General features: G+C 64.3%; 10 protein-coding genes and 1 riboswitch. Of the genes, 3 read left to right on the top strand and 7 right to left on the bottom strand.

All coding sequences use genetic code 11. The features are described 5' to 3' along the window. Positions 1 to 67 precede the first annotated feature (67 nt). Together HMI57_RS06945 and HMI57_RS06950 are read left to right on the top strand one after the other, a co-directional pair. On the top strand, positions 68 to 478 hold the full coding sequence (locus tag HMI57_RS06945; protein ID WP_171585212.1) for a VOC family protein: 411 nt from the start codon (positions 68 to 70) through the stop codon (positions 476 to 478). Positions 479 to 604: 126 nt separating this feature from the next. Then, positions 605 to 2,995 (top strand): excinuclease ABC subunit UvrA, encoded by a 2,391-nt coding sequence (locus tag HMI57_RS06950; protein WP_171585213.1) that lies wholly within the window; start codon positions 605 to 607, stop codon positions 2,993 to 2,995. A 25-nt stretch (positions 2,996 to 3,020) separates the two neighbouring features. On the opposite strand, the gene HMI57_RS06955 is transcribed toward HMI57_RS06950, so the two are convergent. The 6 genes from HMI57_RS06955 to HMI57_RS06980 are packed head-to-tail and all read right to left on the bottom strand — an operon-like array spanning position 3,021 to position 10,978. After that, positions 3,021 to 4,421, bottom strand: a complete 1,401-nt coding sequence (locus HMI57_RS06955) for an NtaA/DmoA family FMN-dependent monooxygenase (protein ID WP_171585214.1) — start codon at positions 4,419 to 4,421, stop codon at positions 3,021 to 3,023. Then, the gene (locus tag HMI57_RS06960; protein WP_171585215.1) at positions 4,418 to 5,701 is read right to left on the bottom strand and encodes an acyl-CoA dehydrogenase family protein; all 1,284 of its coding nucleotides are present in this window, start codon (positions 5,699 to 5,701) and stop codon (positions 4,418 to 4,420) included. Before HMI57_RS06960 ends, HMI57_RS06955 begins: the two co-directional genes overlap by 4 nt. Positions 5,702 to 5,710: 9 nt before the next feature. Next, a complete protein-coding gene (locus HMI57_RS06965) occupies positions 5,711 to 7,402 on the bottom strand; it encodes a dipeptide ABC transporter ATP-binding protein (protein ID WP_171585216.1) in 1,692 nt (563 codons plus the stop codon). Positions 7,403 to 7,415: 13 nt separating this feature from the next. After that, positions 7,416 to 8,309, bottom strand: coding sequence for an ABC transporter permease (locus HMI57_RS06970; RefSeq protein ID WP_318779221.1), 894 nt, complete (start codon positions 8,307 to 8,309; stop codon positions 7,416 to 7,418). 27 nt (positions 8,310 to 8,336) lie between these two features. Beyond that, positions 8,337 to 9,296 (bottom strand): ABC transporter permease subunit, encoded by a 960-nt coding sequence (locus HMI57_RS06975; RefSeq protein WP_171585217.1) that lies wholly within the window; start codon positions 9,294 to 9,296, stop codon positions 8,337 to 8,339. A gap of 5 nt (positions 9,297 to 9,301) precedes the next feature. Beyond that, on the bottom strand, positions 9,302 to 10,978 hold the full coding sequence (locus HMI57_RS06980; protein ID WP_228720968.1) for an ABC transporter substrate-binding protein: 1,677 nt from the start codon (positions 10,976 to 10,978) through the stop codon (positions 9,302 to 9,304). A 78-nt stretch (positions 10,979 to 11,056) separates the two neighbouring features. After that, a riboswitch (SAM riboswitch) is annotated at positions 11,057 to 11,145 on the bottom strand. Between the two features lie 147 nt (positions 11,146 to 11,292). Between HMI57_RS06980 and HMI57_RS06985 the strand changes: the two genes are divergently transcribed. Further along, positions 11,293 to 12,462 carry a VOC family protein gene (locus tag HMI57_RS06985; RefSeq protein ID WP_171585218.1) on the top strand — a complete coding sequence of 390 codons (1,170 nt, stop codon included), beginning with the start codon at positions 11,293 to 11,295 and terminating at the stop codon, positions 12,460 to 12,462. A gap of 203 nt (positions 12,463 to 12,665) precedes the next feature. Here HMI57_RS06985 and HMI57_RS06990 read toward each other — a convergent pair whose 3' ends face one another. Next, positions 12,666 to 13,829, bottom strand: coding sequence for a low temperature requirement protein A (locus tag HMI57_RS06990; protein WP_171585219.1), 1,164 nt, complete (start codon positions 13,827 to 13,829; stop codon positions 12,666 to 12,668). Between the last annotated feature and the right edge of the window lie 45 nt (positions 13,830 to 13,874).

The following is a 13,874-nucleotide window of genomic DNA, read 5'->3' on the forward strand; positions in this document are numbered from 1 at the left end:
CAGCATTTCACCTGACTGGTCAGGAATCGAGAAGCGCCGTTACTACTGCCGATTTAGGGTGTCTGCCATGAACCTCACCATCCACTGGACCTTCCTCCCGCACACCGACCCGGATGCCAGCGTTGCCTTCTACCGCGACGTGCTGGGCTTCGAGGTCCGCAACGACGTCGGCTACGGCGGCCTGCGGTGGATCACTGTCGGCCCGCCCGAACAGCCGGGGACATCCATCGTGCTGGAACCGCCGTCGGCCGACCCTGGTCTGTCCGAGGCGGAGCGGCGCACCATTGCAGAGCTGATGGCGAAGGGCAGCTACGCACGCATCGTCCTGGGTACCACGGACCTGGACGGCACCTTCGAGCGGGTGCTCGCCAGCGGTGCGGAGGTGGTGCAGGAGCCGACCGAGCAGCCGTTCGGGGTGCGCGACTGCGCCTTCCGTGACCCCTCAGGCAACCTCGTCCGGATCAACGAACTCGGCTGACACGTCGGGGCGTTGCCACCGCACCGGCCGCTGCAGCACAATCAGTCGTAGTGTGAAGGTGGAGAGCACCAGGCCAACGACGCCGTCGGGCACCGCCGCGCGGGCAGGACGGCAGGAGGAGACACAATGAGCACGCCGACGAGGACCGAAACTCCTCCATCCGCTTCACACACCGCCGATCAGCACGACCTGATCCGGGTGCAGGGCGCCCGCGAAAACAACCTCAAGGATGTTTTCGTGGAGATCCCGAAGCGCCGGCTGACCGTGTTCACCGGCGTGTCGGGCTCAGGGAAGAGTTCGCTGGTGTTCGCCACCATTGCCGCCGAGTCGCAGCGGATGATCAATGAGACCTACAGCGCGTTCGTGCAGGGTTTCATGCCGAACCTGGCCCGGCCCGACGTCGACCATCTGGAGGGGCTGACCACGGCGATCATCGTTGACCAGGAACGGATGGGCGCGAATCCCCGGTCGACTGTGGGAACAGCCACCGACGCCAACGCCATGCTCAGGATTTTGTTCAGCCGCCTGGGGTCGCCCTATGTGGGCCCACCGACGGCGTTCTCCTTCAACGTCCCTACCCGGAAGGCGAGCGGGGTGATGAGCACCGACAAGGGTGGCAGGATCGAGAAGAGTGTCGTCAAGGACGCGGTCTACCTGGGTGGCATGTGCCCTCGCTGCGAGGGCATGGGATCGGTGTCCGACTTCAACCTCAAGGCGCTGTTCGACGAGACCAAGTCGCTGGGGGAGGGGGCGCTGACCATCCCCGGCTACAGCATGGACGGCTGGTACGGCCGCATTTTCGCCGGGGCCGGCTTCGACATCGACAAGCCGCTCGCGAAGTTCACCAAGCGGGAACTCGACGATCTCCTCTACAAGGAACCCACCAAGGTCAAGGTCGAGGGAATCAACCTCACCTTTGAGGGGGTCATCCCGAAGATCCAGAAGTCGATGCTGTCCAAGGACGTCGAGGCCATGCAGCCCCACATCAGGGCGTTCGTGGAACGGGCCATCACCTTCCAGCCATGCCCCGAGTGTGAGGGCACCCGCCTCAGTCCCGAGGCTCGGTCGTCGAAGATCCAGGGAAAAAACATTGCCGACCTGTGCGTCATGCAGATCGATGAGCTGGCCGTCTGGGTGCGGGGCCTCGACGAACCCTCGGTTGCCCCGCTGCTGCGCGGCCTGCAGCACCTCCTCGACTCGTTCGCCGAAATTGGACTGGGCTATCTGTCCCTCGACCGGCCCGCGGGCACCCTGTCCGGGGGAGAGGCGCAGCGGACCAAGATGATCCGGCACCTGGGCTCCTCGCTGACCGACATCACCTACGTCTTCGACGAACCGACCATCGGCCTGCACCCCCACGACATTGAACGGATGAACGGCCTGTTGCTCCAGCTGCGGGACAAGGGGAACACGGTGCTCGTTGTCGAGCACAAACCCGAGACCATCGCCATCGCCGACCATGTGATTGATCTGGGTCCCGGCGCCGGCTCCCAGGGCGGCAGCGTCTGCTTCGAAGGCAGCGTCGACGGGCTGCGGACCAGTGACACCATCACCGGGCGCCACCTCGATGACCGGGCTGCCGTCAAGGAGACGGTGCGGGCGCCGTCGGGAACGCTTGCCGTACGGGGTGCCACGATGCACAACCTGCGGGACGTGGACGTTGACGTGCCGCTCGGCGTGCTGTGTGTGGTCACCGGGGTGGCCGGGTCGGGCAAGAGCTCGCTGATCCACGGATCGGTGGCAGGCCGCGACGGCGTCGTCGTGATCGACCAGGGTGCGATCAAGGGGTCCCGGCGCAGCAACCCCGCCACGTACACGGGGTTGCTGGAACCGATCCGCAAGGCGTTCGCGAAAGCCAACGGGGTGAAGCCGGCACTGTTCAGCTCCAACTCGGAGGGTGCGTGCCCCACCTGCAATGGTGCCGGGATCATCTTTACCGAGCTGGGTGTGATGGCCACTGTCGAATCCACCTGCGAGGACTGTGAGGGCAGGAGATTCCAGGCGTCGGTGCTCGAGTACACCCTCGGTGGCCGCAATATCTCCGAGGTACTGTCGATGTCGATGACCGAGGCTGAAGCATTTTTTAGCGACGGGGACGCCAAGACGCCCGCAGCACACAAGATCCTCGCCCGGCTCGTCGATGTGGGGCTGGGCTATCTCACCCTCGGGCAGCCGCTCACCACCCTGTCCGGCGGTGAGCGGCAGCGCGTCAAACTGGCAACCCAGATGGCCGACAAGGGTGACGTTTATGTGCTGGACGAGCCGACGACCGGCCTGCATCTGGCCGATGTCCAGAACCTGCTCGGACTGCTGGACCGGCTCGTCGACTCCGGTAAGTCGGTCATCGTGATTGAACACCACCAGGCGGTGATGGCCCACGCCGACTGGATCATCGACCTGGGTCCGGGTGCCGGGAACGACGGCGGCCTGGTGGTCTTTGAGGGAACGCCGGCTGATCTGGTCGCGGCCAGGTCGACACTTACCGGGGAGCATCTGGCGACCTACGTCGGCGGTTGAGACCGGCGCTGTGGCCCGGGCCAGGTCACCCGGCGGTCACCGGGTCCAGTGCCTCGGCGAATGCGCCGCGGTGGGCGGCCGCCCGGTGGCGGCGGGGGAGCAGAGGCCCCTCGCCAAAGAGCTTGTCCCGCAGGGTGCCTGGCCGGTAATCGGTCTGGGCGAGGCCCCGCCTCCGCAGTTCGGGAAGGACTCCGTCGATGAAGTCCTGGTAGGAGCCCGGAATGGTCTGGTTGATGATGTTGATACCGTCCACTCCGGCTTCCTGCCAGGATTCCAGCTGGTCAACGATTTGTTCAGGCGTACCAGCGATCTGTTGGTTGTAGGCGCGGTAGCGGGCCACATCGGCGATGGTGGGGTTGCCTCCAGGCACCGACGCGAACAGTGCCTCCAGGACGCCGCGGGCGCCGTCGGTGCGGACATCGCCAAGTGTGGTGTCGAGGGGCAGGCCGCCCAGGTCAACCCCGATGCCTCCGCCGATGTGCGCCACGATCATGTCAAGATCAAGGTACTCGTCGAGTTCGGCCTGCTTGGACCTGACCTCCGCTTCGGTGGACCCGACGACGAAGGACAACCCGGCGAAGAACTTGATGTCCTCGTCGCGCCGGCCCAGTGTCCTGGCAAGGGCACGCACTGACGCAGTCGTTTTCCGTGCATACTCGACGTTCGGCGCGAAGAGGAAGGCGGCTTCGGCGTTGGCAGCGGCGAAGTGCTGGCCCCGTCCCGAGGATCCGGCCTGGAAGAGGAGCGGGGTGCGCTGGGGCGAGGGAGCCACCAGGTGCGGGCCCTCCACCGAGTAACGCGGCCCCAGATGATTGATTTTGTGCACTTTTGAGGGGTCAGCATGGCGTCCGGTGGCCTTGTCCTGGACCAAAGCACCGTCGTCCCAGGACCCTTCCCAGAGCTTGTAGCAGACCTCCAGATACTCGTCGGCCCAGTCGTAGCGGCTGTCGTGTTCCACCAGGCCATCGTTGCCGAAGTTCCTGAACGAGTTTTCCAGCACGCTGGTGACGATGTTCCAGGCGACACGCCCGCCACTGAGGTGATCCAGGGTAGACAGTTGCCGGGCGAACTGGAATGGGTGGGCCTGGACGACTGAGCTGGTCAGTGCGAGACCGAGGTGCTCGGTCGATGCCGCCAGTGCCGACTGCAGGACCAGCGGGTCGTTCGCCGGTACCTGGAGCCCCCGTTCCACGTGCGAGCTCCAGCCGCCACCATGGTTGCCGTAGAGTCCGACGACGTCGGCAAGGAAGAGCGCATCGAACTTGGCCTCTTCGAGAGTCCGTGCGAGGTCGGTCCAAAGCCGCAGGTCGTTGAAGCGGTGCTGCTCGGCGGCCGGATGGCGCCATTGTCCGCCGAGGATGTGGCTGGTGGTGTTCATGGCGAACGCGCTGAGGAGCAGACGGGGTCGTTCGGTGAAAACGCTCATGACGGGGTACCTCCGGTTGTTGACGATGGTGTGGTTGCGGCGTCGCCGATGCTGTTCAGGCCCACGGGGATGGTGCCATTGATGAGGTAGTCACCAACGGAGCGTGCTTTGAAGAGGGCCGGGTTGTGGGTGGCAACTGTTCTCGCGTTGCGCCAGTGGCGGTCCAGCGCCTTGTCCCTGCCGACGGCTGAAGCGCCAGCAACGTCGAACAGTTCGCTGGTGATGGCGAGGACCAGCGGTGGAACTGCCACATGGGCTTGTTCGACGGCGAGTTCAGCGCGGAGGAAGGCAGACTCGGGGGGCAATTGCAGGGCGGGATCGACGGCTGCGTCGAGGTCGCGGGCCGCGATGGTTACTATCGCGTCGGCTGCGTAGGCTTTCGACGCGATCAGGCCGACGTGTTCCTGGATCTGTGACTCGTCACGGAACAAGCCTCCCGATCCTGTGTTGAAGGTCCGGGTCCGGGCGCGCACCAGTCCGACGGCGTCGCGCAGGGCGGCACGTCCAATGCCGGCCAGCACAGCCAGGAGGAAAAGCTGGAAGAACGCGGGTTCCAGCGTACTGGTCACCTGTCGTTGCAAGATGTCCTCCGCCACCACGGGCACCCGGTTGAAGCGCGCAGTTCCGGTCCCGGTCAGGGGCTGGCCGAACCCATCCCAGTCGTCGATGATGGTGACGCCCGGGTCCCCAGCGGGCACCAGCGCGTACTGACGCCCCTCAACACCCTCGGTGCTGGCCATGACCACCACCCAGTCAGCGAAGATGCTGCCGGTGGTGTAGAACTTCTCACCGGTCAGGTACCACTGGCCCTGCTCGTTGTGCAGCCTGGTCCGGGTGGTCCCCAGCGCGTTTCCCCCACGTTCTGTGGCCGCATTGCCGAAGATCTGGCCGGCCGCAATGCGCGGGAACCAACGGTCCTTGAAGGCTGGGGACTGCAGGCATGCCGTCTCGACAAAAGAGAAGTGGGAGCGCAACAAGTGTGCGACATTCGAGTCGGCGGCAGCCAGTTCGATCAGGAGGCGAAACAAGTGTTCATGACTTACCGGGTCTCCGCCGAAGGCCGCTGGTACCCGTAGGGTGGTGAACCCTGCTTCCCTGAGCCACCCCACCTGTTCATAGGGCAGGATCCGGTTCTTTTCGCGGTGCAGCGCCCCCTCGGCAATCCGGTCGAAGACCGGCCGGAACCTGGCGGCAAGCTTTGCGTACCGCGCTTCACCCGAGCCGGAGTGGGCCCTGGGGGATTCGATCCTGGGGCTCTGGTTACTGGTGGTCGTGGTCATCGATTGTCCTTACGTGGCTGAGAGGGCGTGGAGCCGGCTGGAGAGTGGGGTCTGTTGCCGAAGGCGGTGGCCAGGGTTGGCGGCGAGCAGCAACTGGGTATATTCGGTCGCCGGACTTCCGAAGACCTGCGCGGTGGCCCCCGTTTCGAGGAGTTTCCCCTGCCGCATGACGCCAACGGTGGTGGAGATCCGTTCGACGACGTGAAGGTCGTGGGAAATGAACAGGTAGGTCAGTCCGAGACTGTCCTGCAGGCTCCGCAACAGGTCGAGTATCTGCGCCTGGGTGAGGACATCCAGGGCCGAGAGCGCCTCATCCAGAACCAGGGTCCGCGCACCCAACGCGAGGGCCCGTGCGATCGCGACGCGCTGGCGCTGCCCTCCCGATAACTCGTGGGGGCGCTTGCTGGCGAAACCGGGCGCAAGGTCGACCTGCTCAAAGAGTTCGCCGACGCGTCTGGCCCGCTCGGCCCGGCTACCGATGCGGTAGTTCAGGAGCGGCTCGCCAACGATGTCCCGGATGGGCAGACGGGGGTCGAGGGCCGAGTCGGGGTTCTGGTAGACCAGCTGCAGGTTCCGCCAGAGTTCGCGTTTCTGGCGGCGGGTGGCGGTTGTGACGTCGTCGCCGTGGACGCGAATCTGTCCTGCCCCCGGATCGAGCAGCCGGAGGATCAGGCGTGCGGTGGTCGATTTGCCGGACCCGGACTCACCGACCAGAGCAAAGGTGGTTCCCGCAGCGATGCTGAACGACACGTCGTCGACCGCCCGATGCACTTCGCCCGCCCTGCTGAAGTCACGGGTGAGGCCGGTGACCTCAATCGCCGGGGTGGCTGACGTGCGATCCAGTTCCAGTCCGGGCCGGGGCTCGGCCGGAAGGCGGTGCGGTGAGGCCTCGCGGAGCAGCCGCACCGTATAGTCCTGCTCGGGCGCGGCGAGGATGTCGCCGACAGGACGGTCCTCGACGATGCGGCCACGGTGCATCACCACGATGCGTACGGCGTGATCAGTGGCGACCGCAAGGTCATGGGTGACAAAGATCACCGCGGTGCCGAATTCCCGCGCTAGGCGTTCGAAGATGTCGAGGATCCTCGCCTGCACTGTGACGTCGAGCGCCGACGTCGGCTCGTCAGCGATCAACAGATCAGGTTGCAGGCTGAACGCGATCGCGATGAGCACACGCTGCTTCAGGCCGCCAGACAGCTCGTGGGGGTATTGCTTCAATCGTTCCTCCGGGCGGTCAATTCCCACCAGAGTGAGCAACCGGACGACGTCCGCCCTGACCTCCGCGCGTGATCGTCGCGGACCGTCTGGGTGTAGCCGGAAGACTTCGGCCACCTGGGACCCGATGGTCTTCACCGGGTCGAGCGATGCACCGGGGTCTTGCGGCACCAGCGAGATCCGAACCCCCCGGAGTCTTTCCAGGTCCCTTTCACTCGCGTCGGTGAGGTTCGTGTCCCCGAGCATGACGGATCCGGCTGTGCGCCGCGCAGCCGCTGGGAGCAACCCGATGATGGACTTCACCAGGGTCGATTTCCCGGATCCTGACTCACCGACCACTGCCACAATCTCACCACGCCGGATGGTGAGATCAGCGTCGTTGACGGCGGTCGTAGCGGTGGGGCCGTGCCCGTAGACGATCTCCAAGCCCTCGATAACGAGCAACGGATCACGCTCCGGGTGGGTAGCTGGTTCGCTGGTGTTCACAGTGTGCTCCTGGCTAGATACGGAAGGTTTTCAGAAGTTGGCGTCCCAGGGCGGCGAGCAGGACGACCGTCAGCACAATCACGACACCCGGCAGGGTGGTAAGCCACCACGCAGTGCCAAGGTACTGCCGCCCTTCGGCGATCAGCAGGCCCCATTCAGGGGTCGGTGGGGGAGCGCCGAAGCCCAGGAAGCCAAGCCCGGAGATGGCGAGGATGGCGGCACCGAGGTCTACCGCCAGCAGCGCGAGGACGGGCCCGCTTGCGTTCGGCAGAATATGGCGGACGACGACGGACCGGTAGGTGCCACCGTTAAGGAAGGACGCCTCAACGAAGTCGAGGTTACGCACCCGCAGCACCTCCGACCTGACCACACGGGCGAAGGACGCAACCGAGGCGATGCCGATCCCGATCCCGAGCGAGATGGGGCCGGGGGAGAACGCGGTGACGATGACCAGCGATATCAGGAACCCCGGGACGGCGAGCAGCACGTCAACGAGCCGCATGGCCGCGGAGTCGGCCACCCGTCCTGCGGTGGCGGCGATCAGTCCGATGATCGTTCCCGCGACCAGCCCGATCACGACGGCCAGACCCGCGGTTAGAAGAGTCTGCCGGGTCCCGAATACCACCCGGGTGAAAACGTCACGACCCAAATGGTCAGTTCCAAACAGGTGGTGTGCGTCCGGAGCCCGGAAATTTTCGCTGGGCACCCCGTCGAACGGCGAATAGGCGGTGAACCATTCGGGGACTATGGCCCAGGCAGCGATCACGGCCAGGGGAAGCGCCGTCAGCCACAGGGACGGATTCCTCAGTCGCCGTCGACCGGAAGGGGAAGCTGGCGCGACAGCGGCAGGCTGCCCGGCACCGTCACGCACGGGTGCCCCGGCGGGGAAATCATGAGTAGTGGACACGGTGAAACCTCAATCGAAGGTAGATCATCAGGCGGTCAGGGCCCGTGGGGCACCCTGCCCATTGCTTTTGAGGATGCGGGGATCGAGCAGCGGATACAGCAGGTCGACTACCAGATTGACGACAACGAAAACCGAAGCCGTCAGGAGGACCAGCCCCTGCACCAGTGGCACGTCCTGGGTAGTGACAGCCGTCAGGACCACCGAGCCCAGACCGGATCGCGCAAAGACAGTCTCAGTGATCACGGATCCGGCGAAGAGCGTTCCGACGGTGATGCCCATGACCGTCAGTGCGGGGCCGGCCGCGTTCTTCAGGGCATGGCGGAAAAATATCCAGGACCGTGACGCACCCTTTGCGCGCAGGACATCGATAAACGGCTGGTCGTAGACCTGGTTCATGCTCTTGAGCAGCACCTGGGCCAGGGGCGCCGAGACAACCGCCGCAAGGACCAATACCGGTATGGCCAGGGACAGCACGGATCCATCGGGGAACAGCGACATCACTCCCCAGCGGATCGAGAGCAGATCCAGCAGCACCAGGCCGAGCCAGAACACCGGTACGGCAGCGAGCAGGGGTGGCAGGTTCACCAGGACCCGGCGGAGAATCGCCGACCGGGTCAGGGTGGCGGCGGCAACGACGATGACGGCCATCAGGCCGGCGACGATGAAGGCCGAGCCAGCCAAGGCAACCGTCGACCCGGCCACACCGCTGATCCGGTCCAGCACCGATTGTCCCGATGCCAGGGAGTAGCCGAAATTGCCCGACAGCACACCCACGAGTTGGTTCAGGTACTGCACCAACAACGGCTGGTCATAGCCGTATTGGCTCTTCATCGTGTCGATTGCTGCCTGGTCCACCGCAGAATCTGCAGTCAGGAAGATGGTCACTGGATCGCTGGGCAGCAGTTGAACCGCGAGGAAAACCAGGGTGTAGGCGAGCCACACCACCAGGATCGCCTGGCCCACCCGGTGCGCGAGATAGCGGGCCACCGGTGCTACCCACCTGTCTTCCAGGCGCCCTGGAAGACAGGTGCCGTCCCCGAGGTGAACTCCACCCGGGTATCCCGGTGCGCGCCGTAGACCTGGACCTCGTCCCACAACACCAGGGAGTAGGCCTTATCCACGACCAGTGCGTGTTGCTCCGCGGCTAATAGTTCATCACGCTCCGGACCGGGCGTGGCGGCGCGTTCGGCGGCGAAAATCTCATTGAGTTCGTCGTCGCTGGTATGGGTCATGGTGTTATTGGCTGGCTCGAAGATGGGGCCGAGGCCGCCGTAGATGAACTGGCGGGTGCCGAAAAACTCGACCGAGGGGTCCGGCATCGCTGTCGCCAGGAAGGTGTTGTCGCCGGCCCGGTTGATCAGCTTCACACCGATCTCCCGCCACTGCTGCTCGATCAGCTCGAACGCGGGTTTGATGACCACCGAATTGTTGGAGCTGGTGACGGTGACTTCCAACGCCACGCCGTCCTTCTCCCGAATGCCGTCCGCCCCGACTGTCCATCCGGCGTCGTCGAGCAGTTGCCTGGCCTTGTCAGGCTGGTATTCAAGTTCAGCGGACAGGTCGGTGAAGCCTGGTGCCTGGCGGTTCAGCACCGACGCAGCGAGATCATAGCTGTCGGACAGGACTGTCTCCTTGAGGGACTGCCGGTCGATGCCGATCTGCAGGGCGCGGCGGACGTTCACGTCGTCGAGCTTCCCGCTCCCGATCCGGACCGCCGCCATATTCACGGTCAGGTCCACCCCCTGCGCGGGGAGGACCTGGTTCCCTGATGCCGCGATGGTCCCCTCGTCCAGGGGCTGGAGGCCACGTGCCAGATCCACCTGCCCCGATTGGATCGCGCCCGCCCGGTGGGCGACCTCCGGCAGATACTTGATGACCACCTTGTCCAGGTAGGGGTCCCCCTGGTTCTCAGCCGATTCCGGAGCCCAGGCGTAGTCGGGACGCTTCGCCAGGACCACTTCCTCATCGGGCTGCTCCGATTCGAAGGTGAATGGTCCCGATCCGGAGATCTCGGCGATGGCTGATTGCCCGGCGGCGTCCAACTTCAGTGTTGCGGGGGAGACCAGCCCGGCAGTGACCGATGAGGTGGCGCGCAGGAAGTTGGCGTTGGGAGAGGTCAGGGTCACCCGGACCTGGTCTTCGCCGATCACCTCGGCCTTCTCGTAACCCGCGAAGTCCACGTTTGGCTGGATTTGGGCTGCTTCGATGCCCAGACCGAGGGCATCGAAGTTCAGCTTGACGGCTTCGGCGTCGAGCGGGCTGCCGTCGCTGAACGTGACACCGGGTCGAATGGTGAAGGTGAACTCGGTGGCGTCGTCGCTGCTGGAGAATTCGGACGCGATCCAGGGGACCAGTTCGGATGTACCTGCATCGAAATAGGTCAGGCGGTCCAGCACGCTGTTGAGCACATTTGATTTCTCATAGAACCGGGCGGCCTGGGTCTGCCAGTTGTTGATCGGCGTCACCTCGGCGTAGACCAGGGTTCCTCCCTCAACGGGTTCGCCGGCCACAGGGTTCTGCCCGGTAGCTGGGCCAGCGGCTGAACCGCAGCCAGCCAGGGCCAGCGCTGCGATCCCCAGCAGTGCTGTCAGACGGAGCGAGTGACGCGCTGGGACACGTCGTGGTGGGGTTCTGTTGGGGCGGGAAGTCATGCCGATCCTCTCAGTCATGATCGAGCTTCCCTATCCGCGCACGCTGAAGGATCGGACCCCAAAACGAGGGGGCGGAACCAACGGGGGATAAGGCTATCTCCATCGGTCCTGGCAGTAGCACCGGCCCCAAAGGGTGGTTGCTGCGGCTTCAACGAGCCAGGTCTCTCAGCCGCTCTGGATGGTTGTTCAGTCCCGGGGAGCGATACCCGAAAAGGACTATGGTGATCTAATCGCACAATGATTGGCCGATCAAGAACACCCTCGATCCGGACGACTTCCAACGAAACATTCGTCTCTGGAGATTGCAGGGAATGGGATGTACAGTGCCGGGTATGACTGGGATCGGGACGGATTGGCGTGCGGTCGACGGCGCCTTAACGGCATGGTTCGACGCGCCATCGCTGAGCGAGGGTGCAGCGCTGGCGGGGCGCATCATGGAGCTCTCACCCGGTCAAGTGGTGGACGTCCGCGCGACAGGCGTGCGGGTCCGCGCGGATTCGGCAGACCACACCGGGGCGGTGTCGGCCGCGGCGCGTGACCTCGGGTTGGCCGCGAACACTGCAGGGCTGCAGCACGTGAATGTCGTGTTTGAATCAACGAACCCGCCGGCGCTCCGGACCTTCTGGCAGCGTGCGTTCGCCTACGTGCCCGCAGCGGACGGCGGTCTGGCTGATCCGCTAAAGCGCGATCCGGCACTGCGGATCCAGTCCACGGCCGAGGTCCGGCCCCTGAGAAACCGCATCCACCTCGACGTCGTACGGCCTGCCGAAGCGGTCGGACAGGCCGGTCTCGGCGAAGCCTCAGGACCGTACGGGGTCTGTTACGCCGATCCCGACGGCAACGAGGTTGATCTGGTACCCGGCGGAGCGCTGGGTGAGGGGAGTGGGACCGCCGACTGGCTAGCGGTGTTCAGCGCTATGGCGTGCTACCGGACCACCTCACCACCACAGCAGCGCGACCTGGCCGCTGCAGCAGCGTCGCTGGCCGACGCCGCAGGCTTTCCCCTGGTGATCGACCTGCGACCCGGGCTGGTGATCCTGGACAGCGGCAAGGACCAGTGGGAAGACAACCCCGACGGCGTGGACTTCACTGACCTCGCCGTGAAACTCCAGGGCGCCGCACGCCGGCTCGGGGCAACTGCTGATCCGGCGCTGCCACGCTTTGCCCAACTGTTCCTCGACGCCGCCGATCTACCTCTGGTGCAGGCATTCTGGATCGCCGCGCTCGGATACGTCGCGGACCCGCGGGACGGGGTCAGCGACATTGTCGATCCTTTGCGTCTGAATCCGGTTCTGGTGTTTCAGGAACTTGACGCGACGGACGCTGATCGACGCCGCCAGCGGAACCGAATCCATGTTGAGCTTGTCGTGCCGTCGGATGCCGTTCAACCGCGACTCGCTGCGTGCCTCGCCGCGGGTGGCAGGCTCCTTGAGGAATCTGCTGGGCGCTGGCGCGTGGCCGATCCCGAGGGTAACGAACTGGCCATCGTCAGCGGATCCTAACAAGCCCGTCCTGCCCCTTCCGCCGCGTTTGATAAAGCGCCGATAATCTACATTATGTCAACTAATGAATGGATTCCCTACTCCGCTGCCAAGCGACTCGACTGTCCCCCACGAATTTCAGGAGCCGGTTTTCGTTGTTTGGCAGACCACTTCGCAACTGGCAAAGCTGGATTCGGGTCAGCGCCTGGGCGTCGACCAGGTGATCAGCGGACTGCCTGGTGCGTTCGGCGTCGGCGGTCCACGGCGTCGGAAACTGCCACGCCGATGAGAGGAAGAACCGCCCCCATCGCGGCAATGAAGGCGGGAAGGAGGAAGCTCACCGTTGCCAGCAGCACCAGGGCTCCGATTCCTGCGAGATCAGATGGGGTGCGTCGGTTCAGTACCTGTCGGATGAGAAAGCCCCGGGCGGCAAGGAAAAGGGCCGGCCCACTATAGAGAAGAAGAACAGTTGATAGATCGGGTCGGATTGCCGGATCGTTGATTACAAGCTGATCACCCACCGCCACCAGGATCAAGCCTGCCAATAACAAGACCAAGGTGTTACCAGCCAAAATACCGGGCCGGAATTGATCATCGACGGACTTGAGCCTGTCCAGAATGTCCTGTTCGAGGCCATGAAAATAGCACCACCAAATAGCGACGCTTCCGGCCAAACTTATGGTCCCCGTCAGAAATATGAAGGGATCCTGCAGGTTGCCTGCAATTGCCAGGCCGGTTGAAAGGATCGTCTCGCCGAGCGCGATCAGGTAGAACAACCCGAACCGCTCGAAGATCCTCTCCCCCGGCAGCGGAACACTGCTTCCTTCGGTCTTTCGCCCAGGCAACCGGTGCGCAAGCATATGGCCGCCAAGATCGATTGCGGCAGCTAAACCCCAGAACATCAAACGCAGCTCCGGACCGAAGAAGACGCCGGCAATCCAAAACGGCGTGCTCATCCACCCCCAGATCAGAGTGCGCACGAAATGGCTGTGAGTGGTTCGGTCAAGTCCGGCAGTGAGCATCCAGACACCCCGGCCCAGCTGGACCAGGAGATAGCTCCCAGCAAAGAGCCAGCCGAACGCGCCAAACGCTGATCCGATTGAGGCGTTCATAAACAGCGTGACAAGCATGACGACCAGGAGCATCCATTGCACCTCAAGCCGCGAAGTGTCCAGTAACGTCGCGGACCAGGTCGTGTACACCCACACCTTGTAGACCGCAAGCAGAAGCACAAATGTCTCGCCTGCCCCCACCCAGGAAGGATGCTCCAGCAAATGATGCGATAGCTGCCACAACGCGAGGACAAAGACCAGATCGAAGAATAGCTCAAGGCGGGTGACCCCGTCTCCGGAAGTCGCGGAGCGCATCAGCGACCTGGCACGGATCATCGGTATCCTCCATTGGCCAGGAGCTGACAGATGCCCCTCCTGTTG

Source organism: Arthrobacter sp. 260 (genome assembly GCF_013116745.1).
GTDB lineage: Bacteria > Actinomycetota > Actinomycetes > Actinomycetales > Micrococcaceae > Arthrobacter_D.

Bases quoted from the DNA above. Each gene is read 5' to 3' on its own strand.
- HMI57_RS06945 (WP_171585212.1), top strand. From the start codon at position 68: ATGAACCTCACCATCCACTGGACCTTCCTCCCGCACACCGACCCGGAT.
- HMI57_RS06950 (WP_171585213.1), top strand. From the start codon at position 605: ATGAGCACGCCGACGAGGACCGAAACTCCTCCATCCGCTTCACACACC.
- HMI57_RS06955 (WP_171585214.1), bottom strand. From the start codon at position 4,421: ATGAGCGTTTTCACCGAACGACCCCGTCTGCTCCTCAGCGCGTTCGCC.
- HMI57_RS06960 (WP_171585215.1), bottom strand. From the start codon at position 5,701: ATGACCACGACCACCAGTAACCAGAGCCCCAGGATCGAATCCCCCAGG.
- HMI57_RS06980 (WP_228720968.1), bottom strand. From the start codon at position 10,978: ATGACTGAGAGGATCGGCATGACTTCCCGCCCCAACAGAACCCCACCA.
- HMI57_RS06985 (WP_171585218.1), top strand. From the start codon at position 11,293: ATGACTGGGATCGGGACGGATTGGCGTGCGGTCGACGGCGCCTTAACG.
- HMI57_RS06990 (WP_171585219.1), bottom strand. From the start codon at position 13,829: ATGATCCGTGCCAGGTCGCTGATGCGCTCCGCGACTTCCGGAGACGGG.